The sequence below is a fragment of the Streptomyces sp. NPDC056128 genome (assembly GCF_042263835.1).
Lineage (GTDB): Bacteria > Actinomycetota > Actinomycetes > Streptomycetales > Streptomycetaceae > Streptomyces.
This window is the reverse complement of the sequence record NZ_JBHJVQ010000032.1, coordinates 75,569-93,934: the sequence shown is the minus strand read 5'-3', so window position 1 is coordinate 93,934 and position 18,366 is coordinate 75,569. Positions and strand designations below refer to the sequence as shown.

At 72.7% G+C, this 18,366-nt stretch carries 18 protein-coding genes and 1 pseudogene; 13 read left to right on the top strand and 6 right to left on the bottom strand.

What is annotated here, in order from left to right; translation table 11 throughout:
* Positions 1-335 precede the first annotated feature (335 nt).
* The 5 genes and pseudogenes from ychF (at position 336) to ACFC1X_RS34900 (ending at position 3,350) form a co-directional block, all read left to right on the top strand.
* Positions 336-1,424, top strand: coding sequence for a redox-regulated ATPase YchF (ychF, locus tag ACFC1X_RS34920; RefSeq protein ID WP_376361898.1), 1,089 nt, complete (start codon positions 336-338; stop codon positions 1,422-1,424).
* A gap of 179 nt (positions 1,425-1,603) precedes the next feature.
* Positions 1,604-1,888 carry a hypothetical protein gene (locus ACFC1X_RS34915; protein ID WP_376361895.1) on the top strand — a complete coding sequence of 95 codons (285 nt, stop codon included), beginning with the start codon at positions 1,604-1,606 and terminating at the stop codon, positions 1,886-1,888.
* Entirely contained in the window at positions 1,870-2,283 is a 414-nt protein-coding gene (locus ACFC1X_RS34910; protein WP_376361893.1) for a DNA-binding protein, read from the top strand. The genes ACFC1X_RS34915 and ACFC1X_RS34910 overlap by 19 nt, the downstream gene beginning before the upstream one ends.
* Positions 2,284-2,289: 6 nt before the next feature.
* A pseudogene (locus ACFC1X_RS34905) lies at positions 2,290-2,587 on the top strand (DUF234 domain-containing protein); the annotation flags it as partial.
* Between the two features lie 40 nt (positions 2,588-2,627).
* A complete protein-coding gene (locus tag ACFC1X_RS34900) occupies positions 2,628-3,350 on the top strand; it encodes a helix-turn-helix domain-containing protein (RefSeq protein ID WP_376361890.1) in 723 nt (240 codons plus the stop codon).
* Here ACFC1X_RS34900 and ACFC1X_RS34895 read toward each other — a convergent pair.
* Both ACFC1X_RS34895 and ACFC1X_RS34890 read right to left on the bottom strand, forming a co-directional pair.
* On the bottom strand, positions 3,332-3,910 hold the full coding sequence (locus ACFC1X_RS34895; protein ID WP_376361887.1) for a dihydrofolate reductase family protein: 579 nt from the start codon (positions 3,908-3,910) through the stop codon (positions 3,332-3,334). The two genes, ACFC1X_RS34900 and ACFC1X_RS34895, sit on opposite strands and share 19 nt — an antisense overlap.
* A 99-nt stretch (positions 3,911-4,009) precedes the next feature.
* Entirely contained in the window at positions 4,010-4,681 is a 672-nt protein-coding gene (locus ACFC1X_RS34890; protein ID WP_376361884.1) for a TetR/AcrR family transcriptional regulator, read from the bottom strand.
* Between the two features lie 165 nt (positions 4,682-4,846).
* Here ACFC1X_RS34890 and ACFC1X_RS34885 point away from each other — a divergent pair, with 165 nt between their 5' ends.
* Positions 4,847-5,482, top strand: coding sequence for a DUF3159 domain-containing protein (locus ACFC1X_RS34885; protein ID WP_376361882.1), 636 nt, complete (start codon positions 4,847-4,849; stop codon positions 5,480-5,482).
* Positions 5,483-5,500: 18 nt separating this feature from the next.
* The gene (locus ACFC1X_RS34880) at positions 5,501-6,205 is read left to right on the top strand and encodes a TetR/AcrR family transcriptional regulator (protein ID WP_376361879.1); all 705 of its coding nucleotides are present in this window, start codon (positions 5,501-5,503) and stop codon (positions 6,203-6,205) included.
* 50 nt (positions 6,206-6,255) lie between these two features.
* Here ACFC1X_RS34880 and ACFC1X_RS34875 read toward each other — a convergent pair whose 3' ends face one another.
* Entirely contained in the window at positions 6,256-7,572 is a 1,317-nt protein-coding gene (locus ACFC1X_RS34875; RefSeq protein ID WP_376361912.1) for a M14 family zinc carboxypeptidase, read from the bottom strand.
* Between the two features lie 276 nt (positions 7,573-7,848).
* On the opposite strand from ACFC1X_RS34875, the gene ACFC1X_RS34870 reads away from it, so the two are divergent.
* Entirely contained in the window at positions 7,849-9,021 is a 1,173-nt protein-coding gene (locus ACFC1X_RS34870; RefSeq protein ID WP_376361876.1) for a ThiF family adenylyltransferase, read from the top strand.
* Positions 9,018-10,271, top strand: a complete 1,254-nt coding sequence (locus ACFC1X_RS34865; RefSeq protein WP_376361873.1) for a hypothetical protein — start codon at positions 9,018-9,020, stop codon at positions 10,269-10,271. The genes ACFC1X_RS34870 and ACFC1X_RS34865 overlap by 4 nt, the downstream gene beginning before the upstream one ends.
* Here the strand turns inward: ACFC1X_RS34865 and ACFC1X_RS34860 are convergent, their stop codons facing one another.
* Together ACFC1X_RS34860 and ACFC1X_RS34855 are read right to left on the bottom strand one after the other, a co-directional pair.
* On the bottom strand, positions 10,272-10,772 hold the full coding sequence (locus tag ACFC1X_RS34860; protein ID WP_376361870.1) for a DinB family protein: 501 nt from the start codon (positions 10,770-10,772) through the stop codon (positions 10,272-10,274).
* Between the two features lie 121 nt (positions 10,773-10,893).
* Positions 10,894-11,520 (bottom strand): class I SAM-dependent methyltransferase, encoded by a 627-nt coding sequence (locus ACFC1X_RS34855; protein ID WP_376361869.1) that lies wholly within the window; start codon positions 11,518-11,520, stop codon positions 10,894-10,896.
* Positions 11,521-11,613: 93 nt separating this feature from the next.
* Here ACFC1X_RS34855 and ACFC1X_RS34850 point away from each other — a divergent pair, with 93 nt between their 5' ends.
* Entirely contained in the window at positions 11,614-12,186 is a 573-nt protein-coding gene (locus ACFC1X_RS34850) for a helix-turn-helix domain-containing protein (protein WP_376361866.1), read from the top strand.
* A gap of 71 nt (positions 12,187-12,257) precedes the next feature.
* Entirely contained in the window at positions 12,258-14,483 is a 2,226-nt protein-coding gene (locus tag ACFC1X_RS34845; RefSeq protein WP_376361863.1) for a DEAD/DEAH box helicase, read from the top strand.
* A gap of 7 nt (positions 14,484-14,490) precedes the next feature.
* Here ACFC1X_RS34845 and ACFC1X_RS34840 read toward each other — a convergent pair whose 3' ends face one another.
* On the bottom strand, positions 14,491-15,423 hold the full coding sequence (locus tag ACFC1X_RS34840) for a LysR substrate-binding domain-containing protein (RefSeq protein ID WP_376361860.1): 933 nt from the start codon (positions 15,421-15,423) through the stop codon (positions 14,491-14,493).
* A gap of 115 nt (positions 15,424-15,538) precedes the next feature.
* Between ACFC1X_RS34840 and ACFC1X_RS34835 the strand changes: the two genes are divergently transcribed.
* Together ACFC1X_RS34835 and ACFC1X_RS34830 are read left to right on the top strand one after the other, a co-directional pair.
* Positions 15,539-16,369 (top strand): oxidoreductase, encoded by an 831-nt coding sequence (locus ACFC1X_RS34835; RefSeq protein WP_376361858.1) that lies wholly within the window; start codon positions 15,539-15,541, stop codon positions 16,367-16,369.
* Between the two features lie 264 nt (positions 16,370-16,633).
* On the top strand, positions 16,634-18,214 hold the full coding sequence (locus tag ACFC1X_RS34830) for a S8 family serine peptidase (RefSeq protein ID WP_376361855.1): 1,581 nt from the start codon (positions 16,634-16,636) through the stop codon (positions 18,212-18,214).
* The last annotated feature ends 152 nt before the right edge of the window (positions 18,215-18,366 follow it).

Genomic DNA, 18,366 nt, shown 5'->3' with positions numbered 1-18,366 from the left:
GCCGCCCCGCGGCCGCCCGCGCCGGACCGCCGCCCGCCCGCGGCCCCGTCTGCCGCCCGACCGGACGGCCGGCGGCGCCGCCCCGCCCCTGCGGGGGCAGCGCCGCCCGGCTCCGTCGCGGTCCGTACTGCGCAGGTCGCGTCCCGTGTTGCTCCACTGGACAAACTTAGGTCGGTTTATGTGCCGAATAGGCCGACAGACACGCCGTCGGCCAGACCTTGGCCAAGCGTTCGACACCACGCGGGGGCGGTACCGGCCACCCCGTAGACTGGTGGATCGGCCCCTGCCTGGCCCGCCCCACCTCCTCCGCATCCTCACGTACGGGAAGTCGCAACGTGTCGCTCACGATCGGAATCGTCGGTCTGCCGAATGTCGGCAAGTCGACCCTGTTCAACGCCCTGACCAAGAACGACGTGCTCGCGGCCAACTACCCGTTCGCCACGATCGAGCCCAACGTCGGCGTCGTGGGCGTCCCGGACCCCCGCCTGACGAAGCTGGCCGAGATCTTCTCCTCGGAGAAGGTGCTCCCGGCCACGGTCGACTTCGTGGACATCGCGGGCATCGTGCGCGGCGCGAGCGAGGGCGAGGGCCTGGGCAACAAGTTCCTCGCGAACATCCGCGAGTCCGACGCGATCTGCCAGGTCATCCGCGCCTTCCGGGACGAGAACGTCGTGCACGTCGACGGCAAGGTCTCGCCGAAGGACGACATCGAGACGATCAACACCGAGCTGATCCTCGCCGACCTCCAGACCATTGAGAAGGTCCTCCCGCGCCTCCAGAAGGAGTCCCGGATCAAGAAGGACGTCGCGCCGAAGGTCAAGGCCGTCGAGGAGGCCAAGGAGATCCTGGAGAAGGGCGACACCCTCTTCGCCCACGGCATCCTCCAGGGCAGCGAGCGCGCGGAACTCCTCCACGACCTCCACCTCCTCACGACCAAGCCCTTCCTCTACGTCTTCAACGTCGACGAGGACGAGCTGACCGACGAATCCTTCAAGAACGAGCAGCGCGCGCTGGTCGCCCCCGCCGAGGCGATCTTCCTCAACGCCAAGCTGGAGTCGGACCTCGCCGAGCTGGACGAGGACGAGGCCCTGGAACTCCTCCAGTCCGTCGGCCAGGAGGAACCCGGCCTCGCCACCCTCGCCCACGTCGGCTTCCGCACCCTCGGCCTCCAGACCTACCTGACGGCCGGCCCCAAGGAATCCCGCGCCTGGACCATCAAGAAGGGCGCCACGGCCCCCGAGGCCGCGGGAGTCATCCACACCGACTTCCAGAAGGGCTTCATCAAGGCCGAGGTCATCTCCTACGACGACCTCCTCACCACGGGCTCGGTAACGGAGGCCCGCGCGAAGGGCAAGGCGCGGATGGAGGGCAAGGAGTATGTGATGCGGGACGGGGATGTGGTGGAGTTCCGGTTCAACGTTTAGTGGGTGGCCCAACGCCAGGTCGCTGATCTGGCAAACATGCATTTCAGAGGGGGTCCGACTCTTCGGGGTCGGGCCCTTAGCTTTCTCCCGTGCTGGGATGGCATGGGAGCGCCCGTGCTGGGCTCCGTGCAGCTTTCGGGCCCGTGGCACTTTTCCCACTCGTTTGACACACTCGGGGTATGGCCGAGACGACGTACAGCATCGGGGAAGGGCCGGCGACGCGGGTGAGCCTGTCGTTGCCGGAGGGGACCGCAGAGGCGATCCGGGCGCGGGTGGGCAAGCGGGAGTTCTCGGCGTTCATCGCCGAGGCGGTCGAGCGGGAGCTGCGCGGGCAGGTCTTGGACGAGTACCTGGCGGACTATGCGAGCCGCAAGGGCCCGGTTTCCGAGTCGGCCCGTCAGCGGGCGCGTCAGGTCTTCGACGAGGTGTTCGCCGAGGAGGCCGAGTGGCCCGCCGCAGGCTGAGTCACGAGGGAACGCTGGTCTTCGACAGTCAAGGGCTCTCGAAGCTGCTCGTCGACGATGAGCAGGTGGTGGCTCTGGTTGCTGAGGCGCGCTCGCGCGGCATGGAGGTCGTGATCAGTGCGCTCACCATTGTCGAGGCCGTCCATGCTCGTACGAACACCTCCCGCCTGAACTGGGTGCTTTCCGGACTGCGTGTAGTCCCGGTGGGTGACGAGGAGGCCAGGGCTGCGTCGAAGTTGCTGATGAATGCCGGTGTTCACGGGCACAAGTACGCGATCGATGCGGCTGTCGCCGAGGCCGCGCTGCGCCAGCACCGCCCCGTGGTCATGTTGACCTCCGATATTGACGACATGACCAAGCTCTGTGGCGATCGGGTCCGGCTCGTGGTGGTGTGATTTCCTTTGGGCCGTGCGATCCCGCTCATCGAGCGCGGCCGTGGTGACTTGGCGTTGGAACGCATTGAGCGGTCGTGGACCGCTTGGCGCGGTCGAGCGATCAAGCCGCTGATCCGAGAGTCACTGCTGCGTCTGAAGCCTAACGACGAGTGGCCTGAGACCGAGGCCATCGGCGGTTGGTGGAACCGTCAGAACAACCCCGAGATCGACTTCGGTCGTGGCGGTCTCGCGCAGCGGAGTCGACTGCCCAGGGCTCGATGCCGACTACGGCCCCGACGACCTGCTGACCGCTTGGCCGCTGTGAGTGGTGCCCAAGTGGCCACGGCGGGGCGTATTCTGCCGCGGTGTCGCTGCGCTTTGAGAGTCGTGGGTCCGATTCGTCGTGGGTCGATGCCGTGTGGACTTGTCGGAGTGAGCAGGTGACGGGGATGACGTCCGTTGCCGGGGTGCGTTGGGGGCTGGTGTTCTGGGAGCAGGGCGGGCGGGCGTTCGCGGGGGTTACCGGGCCCGAGACTCGGGCCGGTACGGCGCCGGTGCCGGAGGGGGCCTGGTTCACCGGGATCGAGTTCGCCGTGGGTACGTCGTTGCGGGCCGTGCCCGTGTCGGGGCTGGTCGACGGGGGTGTCGTGCTGCCTGACACCACGCGGCGGACGTTCCGGCTGGACGGGGGTCGTTGGGAGACGCCCGGGGCCGATGACGCCGAGGCTCTGGTCGGGCGTCTGGTTCGGGCCGGAGTGCTTGTTCGTGATCCGGTTGTCGGTGAGGTGCTCCGGGGAGCTCGACCGGACGTCTCCGGGCGTACGGTCGAGCGGCGGTTTCGGGCCGCGACCGGGCTGACGCGGGGTGCCGTTCGGCAGATCGAGCGGGCCCGTGCGGCGGCGGAGCTGCTGGCGGGCGGGGAGTCGGCCGCCGATGTCGTCGGCAAGCTGGAGTACTTCGACGAGCCGCACCTGGCTCGGGCCCTGCGCGCCTATGTCGGGCGCACCGCCGGGCAGTTGCGCGACGGTGCCGGTGGTGCGATCGCCCTCGACCTGGATCAGCGCGCGGATCAGCGCTTGACGTCGTAGACCAGCTTCAGGATGCCGTTCGAGTAGCTCTGCGACTCCCGCAGCGTCAGCATCTGCTTGTCGCGGTCGGACCGGCCGAACAGGCTCTTCCCGGCACCGAGCAGCGTGGGGAAGACGAGCAGGTTGTACTGGTCGATCAGGCCCGCGTCCGAGAGCCGCCGGGCCAGTTCCGCGCTTCCGTGGATGAAGATCGCGCCTCCCTCGCCCTCCTTGAGCGCGGCGACGTCCTCGGTCGAGCGCAGGATGGTCGTCGGCCCCCACCCGTCGACGAGGGCGTCGTCGGACAGCGTGGCCGAGACGACGTACTTGGGCATGTCCTTGTAGGCGGCGTGGTCCTCCGAGCCGGGCCAGACCGGCGCGAACGCCTCGTAGCTGCGGCGGCCGAACATCAGCGCCGTCGTGTCGGCCAGCTCCTCGGCCTTCAGCGACCAGGCTTCCGGCACGAACTCGAGGTCCTTGAAGACCCAGCCGCCGCTGCGGTGCCCCTCGCTCGGCCCGCCGCCGGGTGAGTCGACGACGCCGTCGAGCGACATGAAGCCGGTGTAGACCAAGTCACGCATGGTGCTGTCTCCTCAGGGTGGTCGGCGAGCTGTTGAGGCCACGTTAGAGCGCGGCCCGGGGGCTCGTCTTGGACGGAAACGACACCGGGGACGGTCGGGTCAGGTCCCCGTGGCGTCGACCGGGTCGCCCACCGCCCCGCCCGTCGCCCTTCGTACCGCGTTCGCGATGAGGCCGGCGGCGTCGGAGAACTCCTTGGGGTCCACGCCGTCCAGCAGGGCGGCGCCGATGTACTCGTTGATGACGCGCAGAGCCGCCGAGGCCGCCGCGGCGTGCAGGCGTACGTCCAAGTCGTCGGGCTCGCTGCCGAGGCGGGTCGCGATGATCTCGGCCATCTCGCGTTCCACCTGGTCGCAGGCCATGAGCCAGGCGGTACGGAGCGCCGGTTCCGAGTCGGCCAGGCGGATCATCCTGATGCCCAGCGCGGTGTCCGCCTGCTCCAGCGCGGTGGCCTCGCGGCCGAACCGGATCGCCTCCGCGGCGAAGTGGTCCTCCAGGGAGAGGTGCGGAGGCCAGTTGCGCAGGGTGGACATCTCCCAGTGGACGCTCTGCGTCACGATCGGCTCGGCGCAGCTCTCCTTGCTGCGGAAATGACGCCAGATCGTACGGGTGGACAGGCCGACCGCCGCCGCGATCTGGTCGCCGCTGGTGGCGTCCACCCCCTGCTCCCAGAACAGGCGCGCGGCCTCTCGCGAGATCTCCAGGCGCACCCGATGGCGCCGGTGCTCGCTCATGCCGCCCCGGCCGCGCTCCGTCGATGTCTCCGCGGTCATCACTCTGCTCCTTGATCACAGCTCTGCCTCAAGTGCCAGATTGACATTAAGTGACGCGAAATGCCAGACCGAGGCTTGCGTCGCTGCTCACTTAATGCCAATCTGTCATTAAGTGACGCACAGGTTCGAGGTGCGTCCCCCGACGAACCGGAAGAGCTGATCACCGTGGAGAACAACCACGCCAAGCCCTCCGCACTGGAGCAGGCGGGCGGCACCAAGGGCCTCGTCTACGCGGCCCTGCCGGTCGTGGCGTTCGTCCTGGCCAACAACTACCGAGGGCTCAAGGTGGCCGTCATCGCCTCCGTCGCCGTCGCGCTGGGCATCGCCCTCGAACGCCTCAAGCGCAAGGAGTCGCTGCAGCCCGCCCTCGGCGGTCTGTTCGGTGTCGCGGTCGCGGCCGGAGTCTCCTGGTACACCGGGTCCGCCAAGGACTACTTCCTCATCGGCATCTGGGCCAGCCTCGGCGGCGCCGTGCTGTTCCTGGCCTCCGTGCTGGTCCGCCGGCCGCTGGCGGGCGTGCTGTGGAACTCCGTCACCGGCAAGGGCAACGCCTGGCGCGCGGACGGCCGTTCGCGGCTGTACTACGACATCGCCACGCTGACCCTGGCCGCCATCTTCGGCGCCCGCTTCGTCGTCCAGCAGTACCTGTACGAGACCGACGCGGTCGAGTCCCTCGGCTTCGCCAAGATCCTCATGGGGTACCCCCTGCTGGGCCTCGGCCTCCTCGTCGTCGCCTGGGCCGCCCGCCTCTCCGACAAGCGCCTCAAGACCCTCGCCACCCCCTCCGCCGGGCGCGTCTGACCGCCGGGGGCGAGGGGCATGGACGGCAGGTTCTCGGCCGAGGGCGCCGAGGGAGCGGCGGGGGCAGCGGGGGCCGAGGGTGGCGGAGTCGGCGGAGTTGGCGCACACCGGCGCCACCGGGTGCGACTCGAGGTCTCCCGAGAGGCGTCCCGCCTCTTCTGGGAGCAGGGCGTGGACGCGACCACCGGCGACCAGATCGCCCGGGTGGTCGGCCTGTCCACCCGCACCATCTGGCGCCTCTTCCGCAACAAGGAGAGCTGCGCCGAACCCATCGTGACGCGCGGCGTGGCATGGGAGATGTCCGTGCTGCGCCGTTGGCCTCCGCACCTGTCCCTGGAGGAGCACTTCGCCGCGGAGGTCCGCCGCTACGGCCGTGGCGCCACCGACCTGGACCGGCTGGACGACCTGCTCGCGATGCGGATGGCCGTGCTGGCCGGCACCGAACCGGCCGTTCGCACCGCCTGGCTGATGGCCCGCGACCAGGCGCGTCGGGAGATGGCCGAGGTCATCGCCCTCCGTACCCGGCGGCAGGCCGACGACCTCCAGGTGCTGCTGTACGCGGCCGCGGTCGCGGCGGCCGTGCGGGTCCTCAACGAGAGCATCGGGGCGGCGCTGCTGGCGGGCGCCGATCCCCGGGAGTTCGCCGACACGCCGCGTCTTGTCGCGCGGGCCGTCCGCAGCGCCACCGGAGGCGCTGTCGGTGCCCCGACGACGGCGACCTGAGGCGACCGGCCCGAGGTGACCGGCCTGAGGTGACCGGCCTGAGGCGACCCCTACGGGGTGAGCGCGGTGTCCAGTGCGCTCTCGGCGGCCGCCACGACCGTCCGTGCCTGGTGTTCCACCTGATGGGACACGGGCACCCAGCGCAGCCGCAGCGCCTGCTCGAAGTCACCGCACCACGCGGTGAACAGGCCGCTCAGCTCCCGGTGCAGTCCCGGGGCGGCCCGGTCGTCCGACGCCTCGAGGAGTCGCAGCAGCAGGCCCGCCGCGCGCAGTGGCTGACGTCGGGCGACGACGTCGAGGGCGCAGACCTCGGCCCTGGTCAGGGGCGCGGGGCCGCCGGTGCGGGAGGCGTCGGCCGCCTGCCGGGCCAGCCGGTTCCAGGAGTCGGCGACCAGGTCGTACAGGTCGTCGGCCATCCACTCCAGTACGCGCCGGGGCGGGTCGTCCTCGGCCGGGGGCAGGAATCCGCGAGCCTGGTCGAAGACGGCGGTCACCTGTCGGCCGCTCTCGCGGACCAGCCCGGACAGGTCCCGCAGAACGTGTGCGGCCTCCGGGTGCGGGGAGAGGTCGTCTGCCAGGTCGGTGGCCCACATGGGCACTTCGACGATCGCTGTGACCCCGCCGTACCGCTGGGGCGCGCACCAGGTGGACAGCCCGATGTTCTCGGACCCGGCCGCCAGGCGCGCGGCGCTGTCCGGCGGTGGCAGGACGTGGATCCCGGGAGCGGGGTTGTCCCAGTACAGGGCGTCGTACGTGCCGTGCTGGACCGGGATGCCGAGTTCGGCCGCGGAGGTCCCGAAGGGCGCGGCGAGTGCGGGGAGGTCGCGGGTCAGCTGGACCCAGCCGCCGCCCGCGTCGACGTTGTGCAGGGAGCACTGGAGGTGGGGCCGCCGCTCGTCGATGACGTCGAACAGGGCCCGGCTCTCGGGGAGTTGCCGCGAGACGATCGGCGCCCACTCGGGCTGCTCCGCGGCGACCGGACGGAAGGCGGCCCGGTAGTAGCCGGCCAGGGTGTGGTCGGGGCCGGCCGTCGCCGCCTCGATGCCCTCGCTCAGCGCGGCGCCGTCCGGGTCGAGGCACAGGACGATGTCCCAGGTGACGAGGGTGGGGTCGGTCGCCGCGGACCGCCCGTCGCCCCGCGCCACCCACTCGGCCAGTACGAGAGCGGTCGCGCCGCCGACCGGCTCGTCCGGGTGCGGCCGCGCGACCACCAGGACGTGGCGCGGCCCGTGCCCCACGGACAGCATCTCGATCGCCCGTCCGGCGCGGGACACGCCGATACGGCGCAGGCGGCAGGCCCCGGGGAACCGGGAGACCAGCCGCCGCGCCGACTCGGTGACTTCCGCGACCGTGGGGTAGCGGTTCATCGTGCGGTGCGTCGCCACGTTCGTCGCGCGGTTCATCGCGTACGGCTCCGCGTCGACTCGCGTGCCAGGTCAGGAACCGCCGTTGCCACCGCTGTCGCCGGTGGTCTCCTTCTTGTCCAGCGGACGGATCTCGATCTTGTTCGCCATGCCGTCTCCTCCCCGTGGGATCGTGGCGCACCGTGTCCGGTGTGCTCTTGTCAGCGTTCGCTCACCAGGTCACTGTTGTCAATGTCCGTTGTTGTCGGGGTAGTTGGGGCTGGCGAGATTGGCGCGAAAATGACGGTGCCCGCGATGCGGCGGCCCCGGATCAAGCCGGAGCACCGGGCCTACCGCACGGTGGACGGCCACGTACGGATCGGCAGCGTCGTCCACGGCATCGGCGCCGAGGTCCGCGACCCCGACGGCTGGGTGTGGACGCTGGTCGAGGCCATGGACGGGACGCGCGACGCCACCGAGATCGTCGCCGAGGTGGCCCGCCGCCACCCCGGACTCCGGCTGCCGGAACCGGACATCGCCCAGGCCATGGCGGACCTGACCGGGGCGGGGTACGTCGAGGACGCCGGTGCCGACCCGCCCGCGGAGCTGTCCGAGCGGGAACGCGAGCGGTACAGCCGGAGCATGACCCTCATGCGCTGGATGGACCTCACGCCCCGGCCGAGCGCCTGGGAACCGCAGGTGCTGCTGCGCCGGGCCCGGGTCCTGCTGGTCGGCGTCGGCGGCACCGGCGGAGCCGCCGCGCGGGACCTGGTGGCCTCCGGGGTGGGGCGGCTGCACTGCGTGGAACCGGACGTCGTCGAGCTGTCCAACCTCAACCGGCAGACGCTCTTCCGCGAACACGACCTCGGCACGCCCAAGATCGACGCGGTGCTCGCGTCGTTGCGCGCGCTGAACCCGGACACGACGGTCACCGGGGAGCGCCGCGAGGTGCGCGGCCCGGCGGACCTCGCCGACCTCCTGACCGGCGGTCCCGCCGCAGACGCCGGGTACGACGCGCTGCTGCTGGCCGCCGACCGGCCCGCCGCCATCCGCCGCTGGGCCAACCGGGTCTGCCTCGCCTCCGGCACCGCGTGGGCCGAGGCGGGCTATCGCGGGCCCCTCGTCAGCGTCGGGGTCTTCACGCCCGGCCGGGGCGCGTGCTGGGTGTGCCTGCGCGACGCCGAGATCGAGCGCCGCGACCTGCGGCTCGCGCCCGGCCAGGACGAGGACGTCGCCTCACCCCGGATGCCGTGGAATCCGGCCAACGCGGTCACAGCGGGCCTGTCCGGCGGTCTGCTGGCGCACGCCGCCCTGATGCTGCTGTGCGGCATCCCGCGGATCGAGCCCGGATGCCGGTTCGGCCTCAACCTCATGCTGCCCGGCGACCCGGTCGAGCAGCGCGCCGAGCGGCGTCCCGACTGCCCGGCCTGCGGGGCGCGTCAGACGGACGGCACCCCCACGGACCCCTCGTGACGGACACCGCCGCCGACGATCAGCCCCGGATCGAGCCGTCGACCCGGGTCCGGCTGCACGACCTGGCGGTACGGCGGGACCGGGACGAGTGGATCGTCGGCCGCATGAGCACCCGCACCTTCGTCGCGCTTCCGGCGGCCGGGGCACGCGCGGTGGAACTCCTGGGCGAGGGGTGCAGCGTGGCCCGTACCGCCCGGACCCTGCGCGCCGAGACCGGTGAGGAGTTCGAGATCACGGACTTCGTCAGGGATCTGACCGCGCTGGGCTTCGTGGCGCGGATCGGGGACCGTCCGGTGCCGGACGCCGCACCGCCGCGCGCGTCACTGCCGTGGCTGCGCCCGCACCAGGTCCGGCTCGCCCTGCACCCGGCGCTGCCGGTGCTCGTTGGCGTACTGCTGACGGCGGCCGTCGTCGTCCTGTTCCGCCGGCCCGACCTGGTACCGGGCTACCGCGACCTGCTGTGGAGCCCGCACGGCAGCGTGGTGCTGCTCAGTGGGGCGGCGGCCGGGTGGACGCTGCTGCTCGCCCATGAGCTGGCGCATCTGGTCACCGCCCGTGCCGCGGGGGTGCCGGGGCGGATGCGGCTGGGCACCCGGCTCCAGTTCCTCGTCATGCAGACCGACATCAGCGGTATCGAACTCGCCCCGCGCCGCCACCGGCTGACGGCCTACCTGTCCGGCATCGCCCTCAACCTGTCCGTCGCCTCGTCCCTGATCCTGGCCCTCGCCCTGACCGACACCGGCACGACCGCCCACCGGCTGCTGGCCGCGGCCCTGCTGCTGGCCCTCCTGCCGCTGCCCTTCCAGTGCATGGTCTTCACGCGCACCGACCTCTACTTCGTCCTCCAGGACCTCACCGGCTGCCGGGACCTGTACGGCGACGGTCTCGCGTACGCCCGGTACCGGTGGCGGCGGCTGGTGCGGGCGCCGCGTGTCCGTCCGCGGACCCCCCGGGTCACCAGGGCCGACGATCCGAGCACCCGGCTGCCCCCGCACGAACGCCGGGCCGTGCGGCTCTACAGCGTCGTCCTGGTGGTCGGCACCGCCGCCTGCCTGACGTTCATGGCCGTCGTCACGATCCCCCTCGACGTCGCGCTGCTGGTGCGGGCGGCGCGGGGACTGGGGCCGGAGCACGGCCTCGCCCGCAACGCCGACTCGGTGGCGGTGCTGGTGACGCTGGGCGGGATCAACGTCCTGTGGCTGGTCACCTGGTGGCGCAACCGCCGTACCGCTGACCGCCGTACGCGCTGATCACCGCCCCGTCGCGCCGTCGATCAGCTCGCGCAGGATGTCCGCGTGTCCGGCGTGGCGGCCGGTCTCCTCGATCATGTGGGTGAGGGCCCAGCGAACGCTGGGGGCGGGCTTGCCGGGCCGGTGCCGGGGGAGCGGTGCGGCCAGGTCGGTGCAGGCGTCGAGCACCACGTTCGCGCGCTCGACGGTCTCCCGGTAGCGGGCTACGACCTCGGCCACGCCGTCCTCCGGCGCGGCCCGGAACGTCGCTTGCCAGTTCCGCACCTCCGCGCCGAGGAAGAGCGCGCGCTCGACGTGGGTCAGGTGGTGGAGCAGGCCGAGCAGGTTCGTGCCGGACGGCACGGCGGCGGTACGGACCTGGGGCTCGGGGGCGCCGTCGACCTTGCCGGCGACCGAGGTCCGGAGGTAGTCGAGGAACCCGCGCAGGGTCTCGGCCTCGCTGCTCCCGGTCCGGGGCGGCGGCGTGTCCTGGCGGCGGGCGCGTCGAGTGGCGGGGGGCATGGTGACCTCCTTGGTCAGGGTGGGGCGACCGAACGCTCTCGGCCGCTGCGTCAGGCGTCGCTCGGTCAGGCGTCTCTCCGTCAGGCGTCGCCCCGTCATGAGTTGCGTCTCGGCCGCCGCGTCAGGCCTCGCGCCGGATGAGCAGTACGTGGTCGACGACCTCCGCGGTACGTCCGCCGGGGCCGGTCGCGCGGCGGCGCGGGGACTCGGCCCGTTCGACCGGATACGCCGCCGGGTCGAGGCCGATGTCCGCCGCGACCTCGCGCGGGCTCGGGTACCGGGCGTCGGGGTCCTGACTCCAGGACCACGGCGCGGTCGAGCCGTGGTCGACGACCAGCAGCCGCCCGCCCGGACGCAGCGCGTGCGCGGCCGTGCGCAGGAGCGCCGCCCGGTCCAGGTCGAAGGGCGTGTGCAGGTAGTGGGCGCAGACCAGGTCGAACCGGCCCTCGGGGAAGGACGCGCGCAGGTCGTGCCGTTCGGCGGTGACCAGGTGGCCGAGGCCCTGCGCGCGGGCGTGGGCGGCGAGCCGCTCCGTCGCCACCGCCGAGATGTCGACGGCGGTCACCCGCCAGCCCTGCCGGGCGAGCCACAGCGCGTCACCGCCGTTGCCGCACCCCAGGTCCAGCGCGTCGCCGGGCGGCACCTCGGAGACCGCCTCGACGAGCCGGTGGTTGGGCCGCGCGTCGTTCGCCGCGGGCCGGGCCGCGTAGAGCCCGTCCCAGAACGTGACCTCGTCGGTGGCGCTCATCGGAACTCCTCCCTCTCGTGTCGTGATGCCGCCAGTCTCACCGGGCCCACGGCTGGCTGGCACGAAAACTTGCCGTTGTGGCAAGGTGGCCGGATGGACGCCGGAACGGACGACGTACTCGACGCGGTGGGCCCGAGGCTGCGCGCGCTGCGCCGGGACCGGGGCATCACCCTGGCCCACCTGGCGACGGCGACCGGGGTGTCGGAGAGCACCCTGTCGCGGCTGGAGAGCGGACAGCGCCGGGCCACCCTTGAGCTGCTGCTGCCGCTCGCGCGGATCTACGACGTCCCGCTGGACGACCTGGTCGGCGCCCCGCGCACGGGTGACCCGCGGATCCACCTGAAGCCCGTCCGGCGCTTCGGGATGGTCTTCGTGCCGCTGTCCCGGCGGCCCGGCGGGACCCAGGCGTTCAAGATGATCATCCCGAGCCGGCCGGCGCCGCTCGAACCGACCCCGCAGACGCACGAGGGCTTCGAGTGGCTGTACGTGCTGAGCGGCAGACTGCGGCTGCTGGTCGGGGAGCGCGACCTGACGCTGTCCTCCGGTGAGGCCGCCGAGTTCGACACGTCCCTGCCGCACTGGCTGGGCAGCGCCGACGGGGGCGCGGTCGAACTGCTCGTCCTGTTCGGGCTGCAGGGAGTGCGCGCGCATGTGCACAGCGGCTGACATGTGCACAGCGGCTGAACGGCGGGCCCGGGGGACGGCCGAGGAGCGGCCGGGAGGGGGCGCGGTACCGGATGGGGCGCGATGAGCGGGAGGCGGTCGCGCGCGGCACGCGGCTGCACGAGGCGGCCCGGTCGCTGGCCGGTGACCACGAGCGGGCCGTCGACGCGGTCCGGGCGGCGCTGAAGCCGCTGCACGACGAGGCGGTGGAGCAGGCCCTCGACGCCATCCCCGTGGCCCGGTTGCAGGACGTCACCGGCGGGCGGCTGCGGCTCGGGGCCGTCGAGAAGAGCGGCCTCGGCACGGTCCGCGCGGTCCTGGACGCGGGCGCCTACCGGCTGCGGCAGATCCCCGGCGTGGGACAGCGCACCGTCGATCAGATCATCGCCGCCGCACGGCAGTTGGCGGAGGCGGCCGGAGAGGCCGCCGCCGTGCACCTCGACGTGGACCGGCCCGAACCGCGCACGACCGCCCTGGTCGCAGCCCTGCACGTGCTGGTCGGGGCAGGCCCCGAGGCGCGGCGCGCGCTCGACGCGGCGGCCGGGCTGACGCGGCGGCTCGACCCGCTGCTGGCCGACGCCCGTCCGGCCGCCGGGCGGATCGGGCTGCTGCTGGCCGGACGGGCGAGGAAGGCCCGCGCGCTGGAGGCCGTGGCGGAGATCCGGTCCGTCACCGAGGAGGCCGAGCGGGCGGGCACGCCCGAACTGCTGGCCCAGGCCTCGGTGGACCTGCTGCGCGGACCGGCGGGCGACCTCGCGGCCTGGACGGACTTCGAGCTGCGCTCCGCCGAGTACTACGGCGTGCTGGGCGAGATCGCCGGACACGCCTCCGACACCGCCGCGGCCGAGGGGTTCCTGCCCGACGACATCGCCGAGCGGGTCCGCGGGCTGCGGCTCGACGACTCCCGGCGCCGGGTCTCCCTGCGCGGCTACCAGGCGTTCGGCGCGCGGTTCGCCCTCGCGCGGCGCCGGGTGATCCTGGGCGACGAGATGGGCCTCGGCAAGACCATCCAGGCCATCGCGGCCATGGCGCACCTCGCGGCCGGCGGGCACACCCACTTCCTGGTCGTCTGCCCGGCCAGCGTCCTGGTCAACTGGACGCGCGAGACCGAGGCCCGCAGCACCCTGCCGGTCCGCCCGCTGCACGGCCCCGACCGGCAGGACGCCTTCGCCGACTGGCGTGAGCGCGGCGGCGTCGCCGTGACCACCTTCGACTCCCTGCGCGGGTTCCCGGACCCGGGCGGCGACGACGGGCCGGACGGCGCCGAGTCGGCCGGGCCGCTCGCACCGGCGATGCTCGTCGTGGACGAGGCGCACTCCGTGAAGAACCCGCAGGCCCTGCGGTCGCAGGCGGTCGACCGGTGGGCCGCCCGGTGCGAGCACGTCCTGTTCATGACGGGTACGCCGATGGAGAACCGGGTCGCCGAGTTCCGCAACCTGGTCCGGATGCTCGACCCGGCGGTGGCGGACCGGCTGGAGGACGGCACCGGGCTGACCGGCTCGGTCGCCTTCCGCAAGGCGGTCGCCCCCGTCTACCTGCGCCGCAACCAGGAGGACGTGCTCACCGAACTGCCCAGCCTCCAGCACACGGACGAGTGGGAGGAACTGAGCGCCGCCGACGAGGACGCCTACCGGGAGGCCGTGCGCGAGGGCAACTTCATGGCGATGCGCAGGGCGGCGTACGCCCGCCCCGAGAAGTCCGCCAAGCTCGGCCGGCTCCGGGAGATCGTGCGGGAGGCCGGGGAGAACGGGCTCAAGGTCGTGGTCTTCTCCAACTTCCGGGACGTCCTGCGCGTGGTCGAGGACGCCCTCGGCGCTCCCGACGGCGCGGAACCCCGGCCGTACGGACCGGTGTTCGGCCCGCTCACCGGCGCTGTGCCGCCCGCCCGCAGGCAGGCGCTCGTAGACGCGTTCACGGCGGTGACCGGCCCGGCGGTGCTGCTGGCGCAGATCCAGGCGGCGGGCATCGGGCTCAACATGCAGGCCGCCTCGGTCGTGGTGGTGTGCGAGCCCCAGATCAAGCCCACCATCGAGCACCAGGCGGTCGCGCGGGCCCACCGCATGGGCCAGGTCAGGCCGGTGCGCGTGCACCGGCTCCTCGCCACCGGCGGGGTGGACGAGCGGATGGTGCGGCTCCTGGAGAAGAAGACCCGCCTCTTCGACGCCTACGCCCGGCGCAGCGCGGTGGCCGAGGCGACGCCGGACGCCGTGGACGTGTCCGACACGGACCTGGCGCGCAGGATCGTCGAGGAGGAACAGGCCCGCCTGGGCATGAACGACGAACAGACCGCGACGCCCTGAAAGCCCGTCACCCCGCCTCACCCCCGGCCCGCACCCTCCGGTACGCCTCGACGTACCCCCGCACCAGGGGCCGCCCCTCGTCCTCCCGGCGCCGGGCCAGGGCGTAACGGCTGGGGCTCAGGCCGCGGACCGGGCGGGTGGTCACGCCCCCGAGGGTGATCAGCGGAGCGTTGCCCGTGGCCACGAGGCAGATGCCGAGGCCCGCGACCAGCGCCTCGTACGTCTCCTCCGTGCCGGCGATCTCAGCGCCGATGCGCGGCGGCCGGGCGGCGGCACCCCCCAGGGCCCGCCGTTCCTCCATCGCCAGCCAGAAGTCGCGCAGCACGCCCGCCTCCGGCGGCAGGGCGAGGAACGGCTCGTCGGCCAGGTCGGCGAAGTCGAGTACCGGGCGCGCGGCGAGAGGGTGGGTCTCGGGGAGGGCGACCAGACGGGGCTCCTCGGCGACCACGGTCCAGGCGTAGCGGTCGGCGTCGGGCAGCGGCAGCCACACGTACGCGACGTCGGCCGTACCGTCGGCGAGGCCCGCCGTCGGGTCCTCCCAGCGCGTCTGCCGCAGCCGTACCAACGCCTGAGGGTGGGCCGCCGTGAAGCGGGAGCGGATGGACGGCAGCAGACCGTCCCGGCCGGGGCTGGTGCTCATGCCGACCACCAGGGCGCCGCCACGCGCGGCCCGGACCGCCTCCACCGCCGCCGCGCCCTCGCCCCAGTCGGCCAGCACCCGCCGGGCGTGCGGCAGCAGCGCGGCGCCCGCCTCGGTGAGCGACACGCCCCGCGGCTCACGGCGGAACAGTTCGGCCCCCAGCTGCCGTTCCAGCGCCCGGATCTGCTTGCTCAGCGCCGGCTGGGACACGTACAGCCGCTCCGCGGCCCGTGTGAAGTGCAGTTCCTCGGCCACCGCCGCGAAGTAGCGCAGCTCCCGCACATGTACGTCCGTCGTCATGCCCGTTGGCTATCAGCGTGGGTCTTGGACGGGCAACCGGGTTTCCCGGCAGGGTGGTCGGTGGTTGCGGGGACGCGACGGACACGAGTGACGTACGAGTGACGAGGGAGTCGGCATGAACAAGGTGTGGCTGGTGACCGGGGCGAGCAGCGGCTTCGGGCGGGCGATCGCCGAGGCGGCGCTGGCCGACGGCGACGTGGTGGTCGGCGCGGCACGGCGCCCCGAGGCGCTCGACGACCTCGTGGCCGCGCACCCGGACCAGATGGAGGCGCTGCGCCTGGACGTCGCCGACACGGCCGCCGCCGGGGACGCCGTGCGGGACGTGGTGGCGCGGCACGGACGGATCGACGTCCTCGTCAACAACGCGGGCCGGACCCACGTCGGTGCCTTCGAGGAGACCGGCGAGGAGGAGCTGCGGGCACTGTTCGACGTGCACGTCTTCGGGCCGGCCGCGCTGACCCGGGCCGTGCTGCCGCACATGCGGGAGCGGCGCTCGGGCGCGATCGTGCAGATGAGCAGCATGGGCGGGCAGATGTCGGTCGCGGGCTTCTCGGCGTACAGCGGCACGAAGTTCGCCTTGGAGGGGATGTCCGAGGGGCTCGCGGACGAGGTCCGGGAGTTCGGGATCAAGGTGCTGATCGTCGAGCCGGGCGCCTTCCGGACCAGCCTGTTCGCGGCCGGCAACGCCGGGACCAGCGCGGACAGCGGTGTGTACGCAAAGGTCGGCGAGACCCGCGGGATGGTGGCCGGCGGCGACGGCAGCCAGCCCGGTGACCCCGCCAAGGCGGCGGCCGTCATCCGCGCCGCCCTGGCGGCCGAGCACACCCCGCTGCGCCTGCCGCTCGGCGACGACGGGGTCGGCGCGGTCCTCGGCCATCTCGACCAGGTGCGGGGGGACGTCGAAGCGTGGGAGAAGCAGACCCGGGCCACGGCGTTCGACGACTGAGAGCCGACTGAGAGCCGACTCAAAGCCGACTGAGCGACGACTGAGCGCCGGTCGACTCGGTCGGCGAGTCGGGTGCTCAAACGACACAGGGGTCCGCACATCCGTGCAGGACCCTTGTGCAATTCCTCTGGAAGCCTCAATCTTTCGGCTGACGCACCAAAACCGCCCCACTTTGACATGGTCATGACCCAATGGCCGCGGGGGGCGGTCTGCTCGGCGTGCACGAACCCCACCACGCACCACCGACTGAGGAGGACCCCTCACATGGCAGTGCTGCGTCACAACCCCCCTCGCACCAACCGACGAAGACTGTCCGCCGTCGGCGCCGTGGCCACCGCGGCCCTCGCCGCGAGCCTCGTCTCCGCGCTCCCCGCCACCGCGGCGGAGGGCACCGTCCAGTACGCGGACGCGGCGAACGCGGTCGCCGGCAGCTACATCGTGACCCTGAAGGCGGACGAGGCGAAGTCCGGCTCCGCGGAGGGCCGCGCGCTGGCGAAGAAGTACGGCGCCGACATCGAGCGCACCTACACCAAGGCCCTGAACGGCTACGCGGTCGAGGCCTCCGAGACCGAGGCGAAACGGTTCGCCGCCGACCCGGCCGTCGCCTCCGTCGTCCAGAACCGCACCTTCCACGTCACCGGCACCCAGCCCAACCCGCCGTCCTGGGGCCTGGACCGCATCGACCAGCGCAACCGCCCCCTGGACAGCTCCTACACCTACCCGGACAGCGCCGGACAGGGCGTGACGGCGTACGTCGTCGACACCGGCGTCCGCATCACCCACAACGACTTCGGCGGCCGCGCCTCCTACGGCTACGACGCCATCGACAACGACAACACCGCCCAGGACGGCCACGGCCACGGCACCCACGTCGCCGGCACCGTCGCGGGCAGCGCCTACGGCGTGGCCAAGCAGGCCAAGATCGTCGGCGTCCGCGTGCTCGACAACTCGGGGTCCGGCACCACCGCCCAGGTCGTCGCCGGGATCGACTGGGTCGCCCGCAACGCGGTCAAGCCCGCCGTCGCCAACATGTCCCTCGGCGGCGGCGCCGACAGCGCCCTCGACACGGCCGTGCGCAATGCCATCGCGTCCGGCGTCACCTTCGTCGTCGCGGCCGGCAACGAGTCCACCAACGCCTCCACCAAGTCCCCGGCCCGGGTGACCGAGGCGATCACGGTCGGCGCCACCACGTCGAGCGACGCCCGCGCAAGCTACTCCAACTACGGCTCGGTCCTCGACCTGTTCGCGCCGGGCTCGTCCATCACCTCCGCCTGGAACAGCGGCGACTCGGCCACCAACACCATCTCCGGTACGTCCATGGCCAGCCCGCACGTCGCCGGCGCCGCCGCGCTCCACCTCGCCGACCATCCCTCGGCCACGCCCGCGCAGGTCGCGACCGCGCTGACGTCCGCCGCCACCACCGGCGTGGTCTCGAACCCCGGCAGCGGCTCGCCCAACCGCCTGCTGTACGTCGGCGACGGCGACACGCCCCCGCCGACCGGGGACCGCTTCGAGAACACCGGCGACTACACCATCCGGGACAACGCCACCGCCGAGTCCCCGGTGACCGTCTCCGGCGTCTCGGGCAACGCGCCGTCGGCCCTCGCGGTCGAGGTGAACATCGTCCACACCTACATCGGTGACCTCCAGGTCCAGCTGGTCGCCCCGGACGGCACGGCGTACACCCTGAAGTCGTACGGCACCGGCGGCAGCGCCAACGACATCAACACCACGTACACCGTGAACGCCTCCTCGGAGACCGCGAACGGCACGTGGAAGCTCCGCGTCAGCGACAACGCGTCGTGGGACACCGGGCGGATCGACGCCTGGGCCCTGCAGTTCTGACGGAGTTCTGACGGTGCTCTGACGGCAGCTCAGTGAACGAACTCGTCCTCGCGGCGGGGCTTCGGGTCGGCGACCCGGCCCGCCGCGGGGACGAGGCGCGAATGCCGGAGCGCGGCGCGGAGGCCGAAGCGGCGGTCGCTTACCATGCGCTG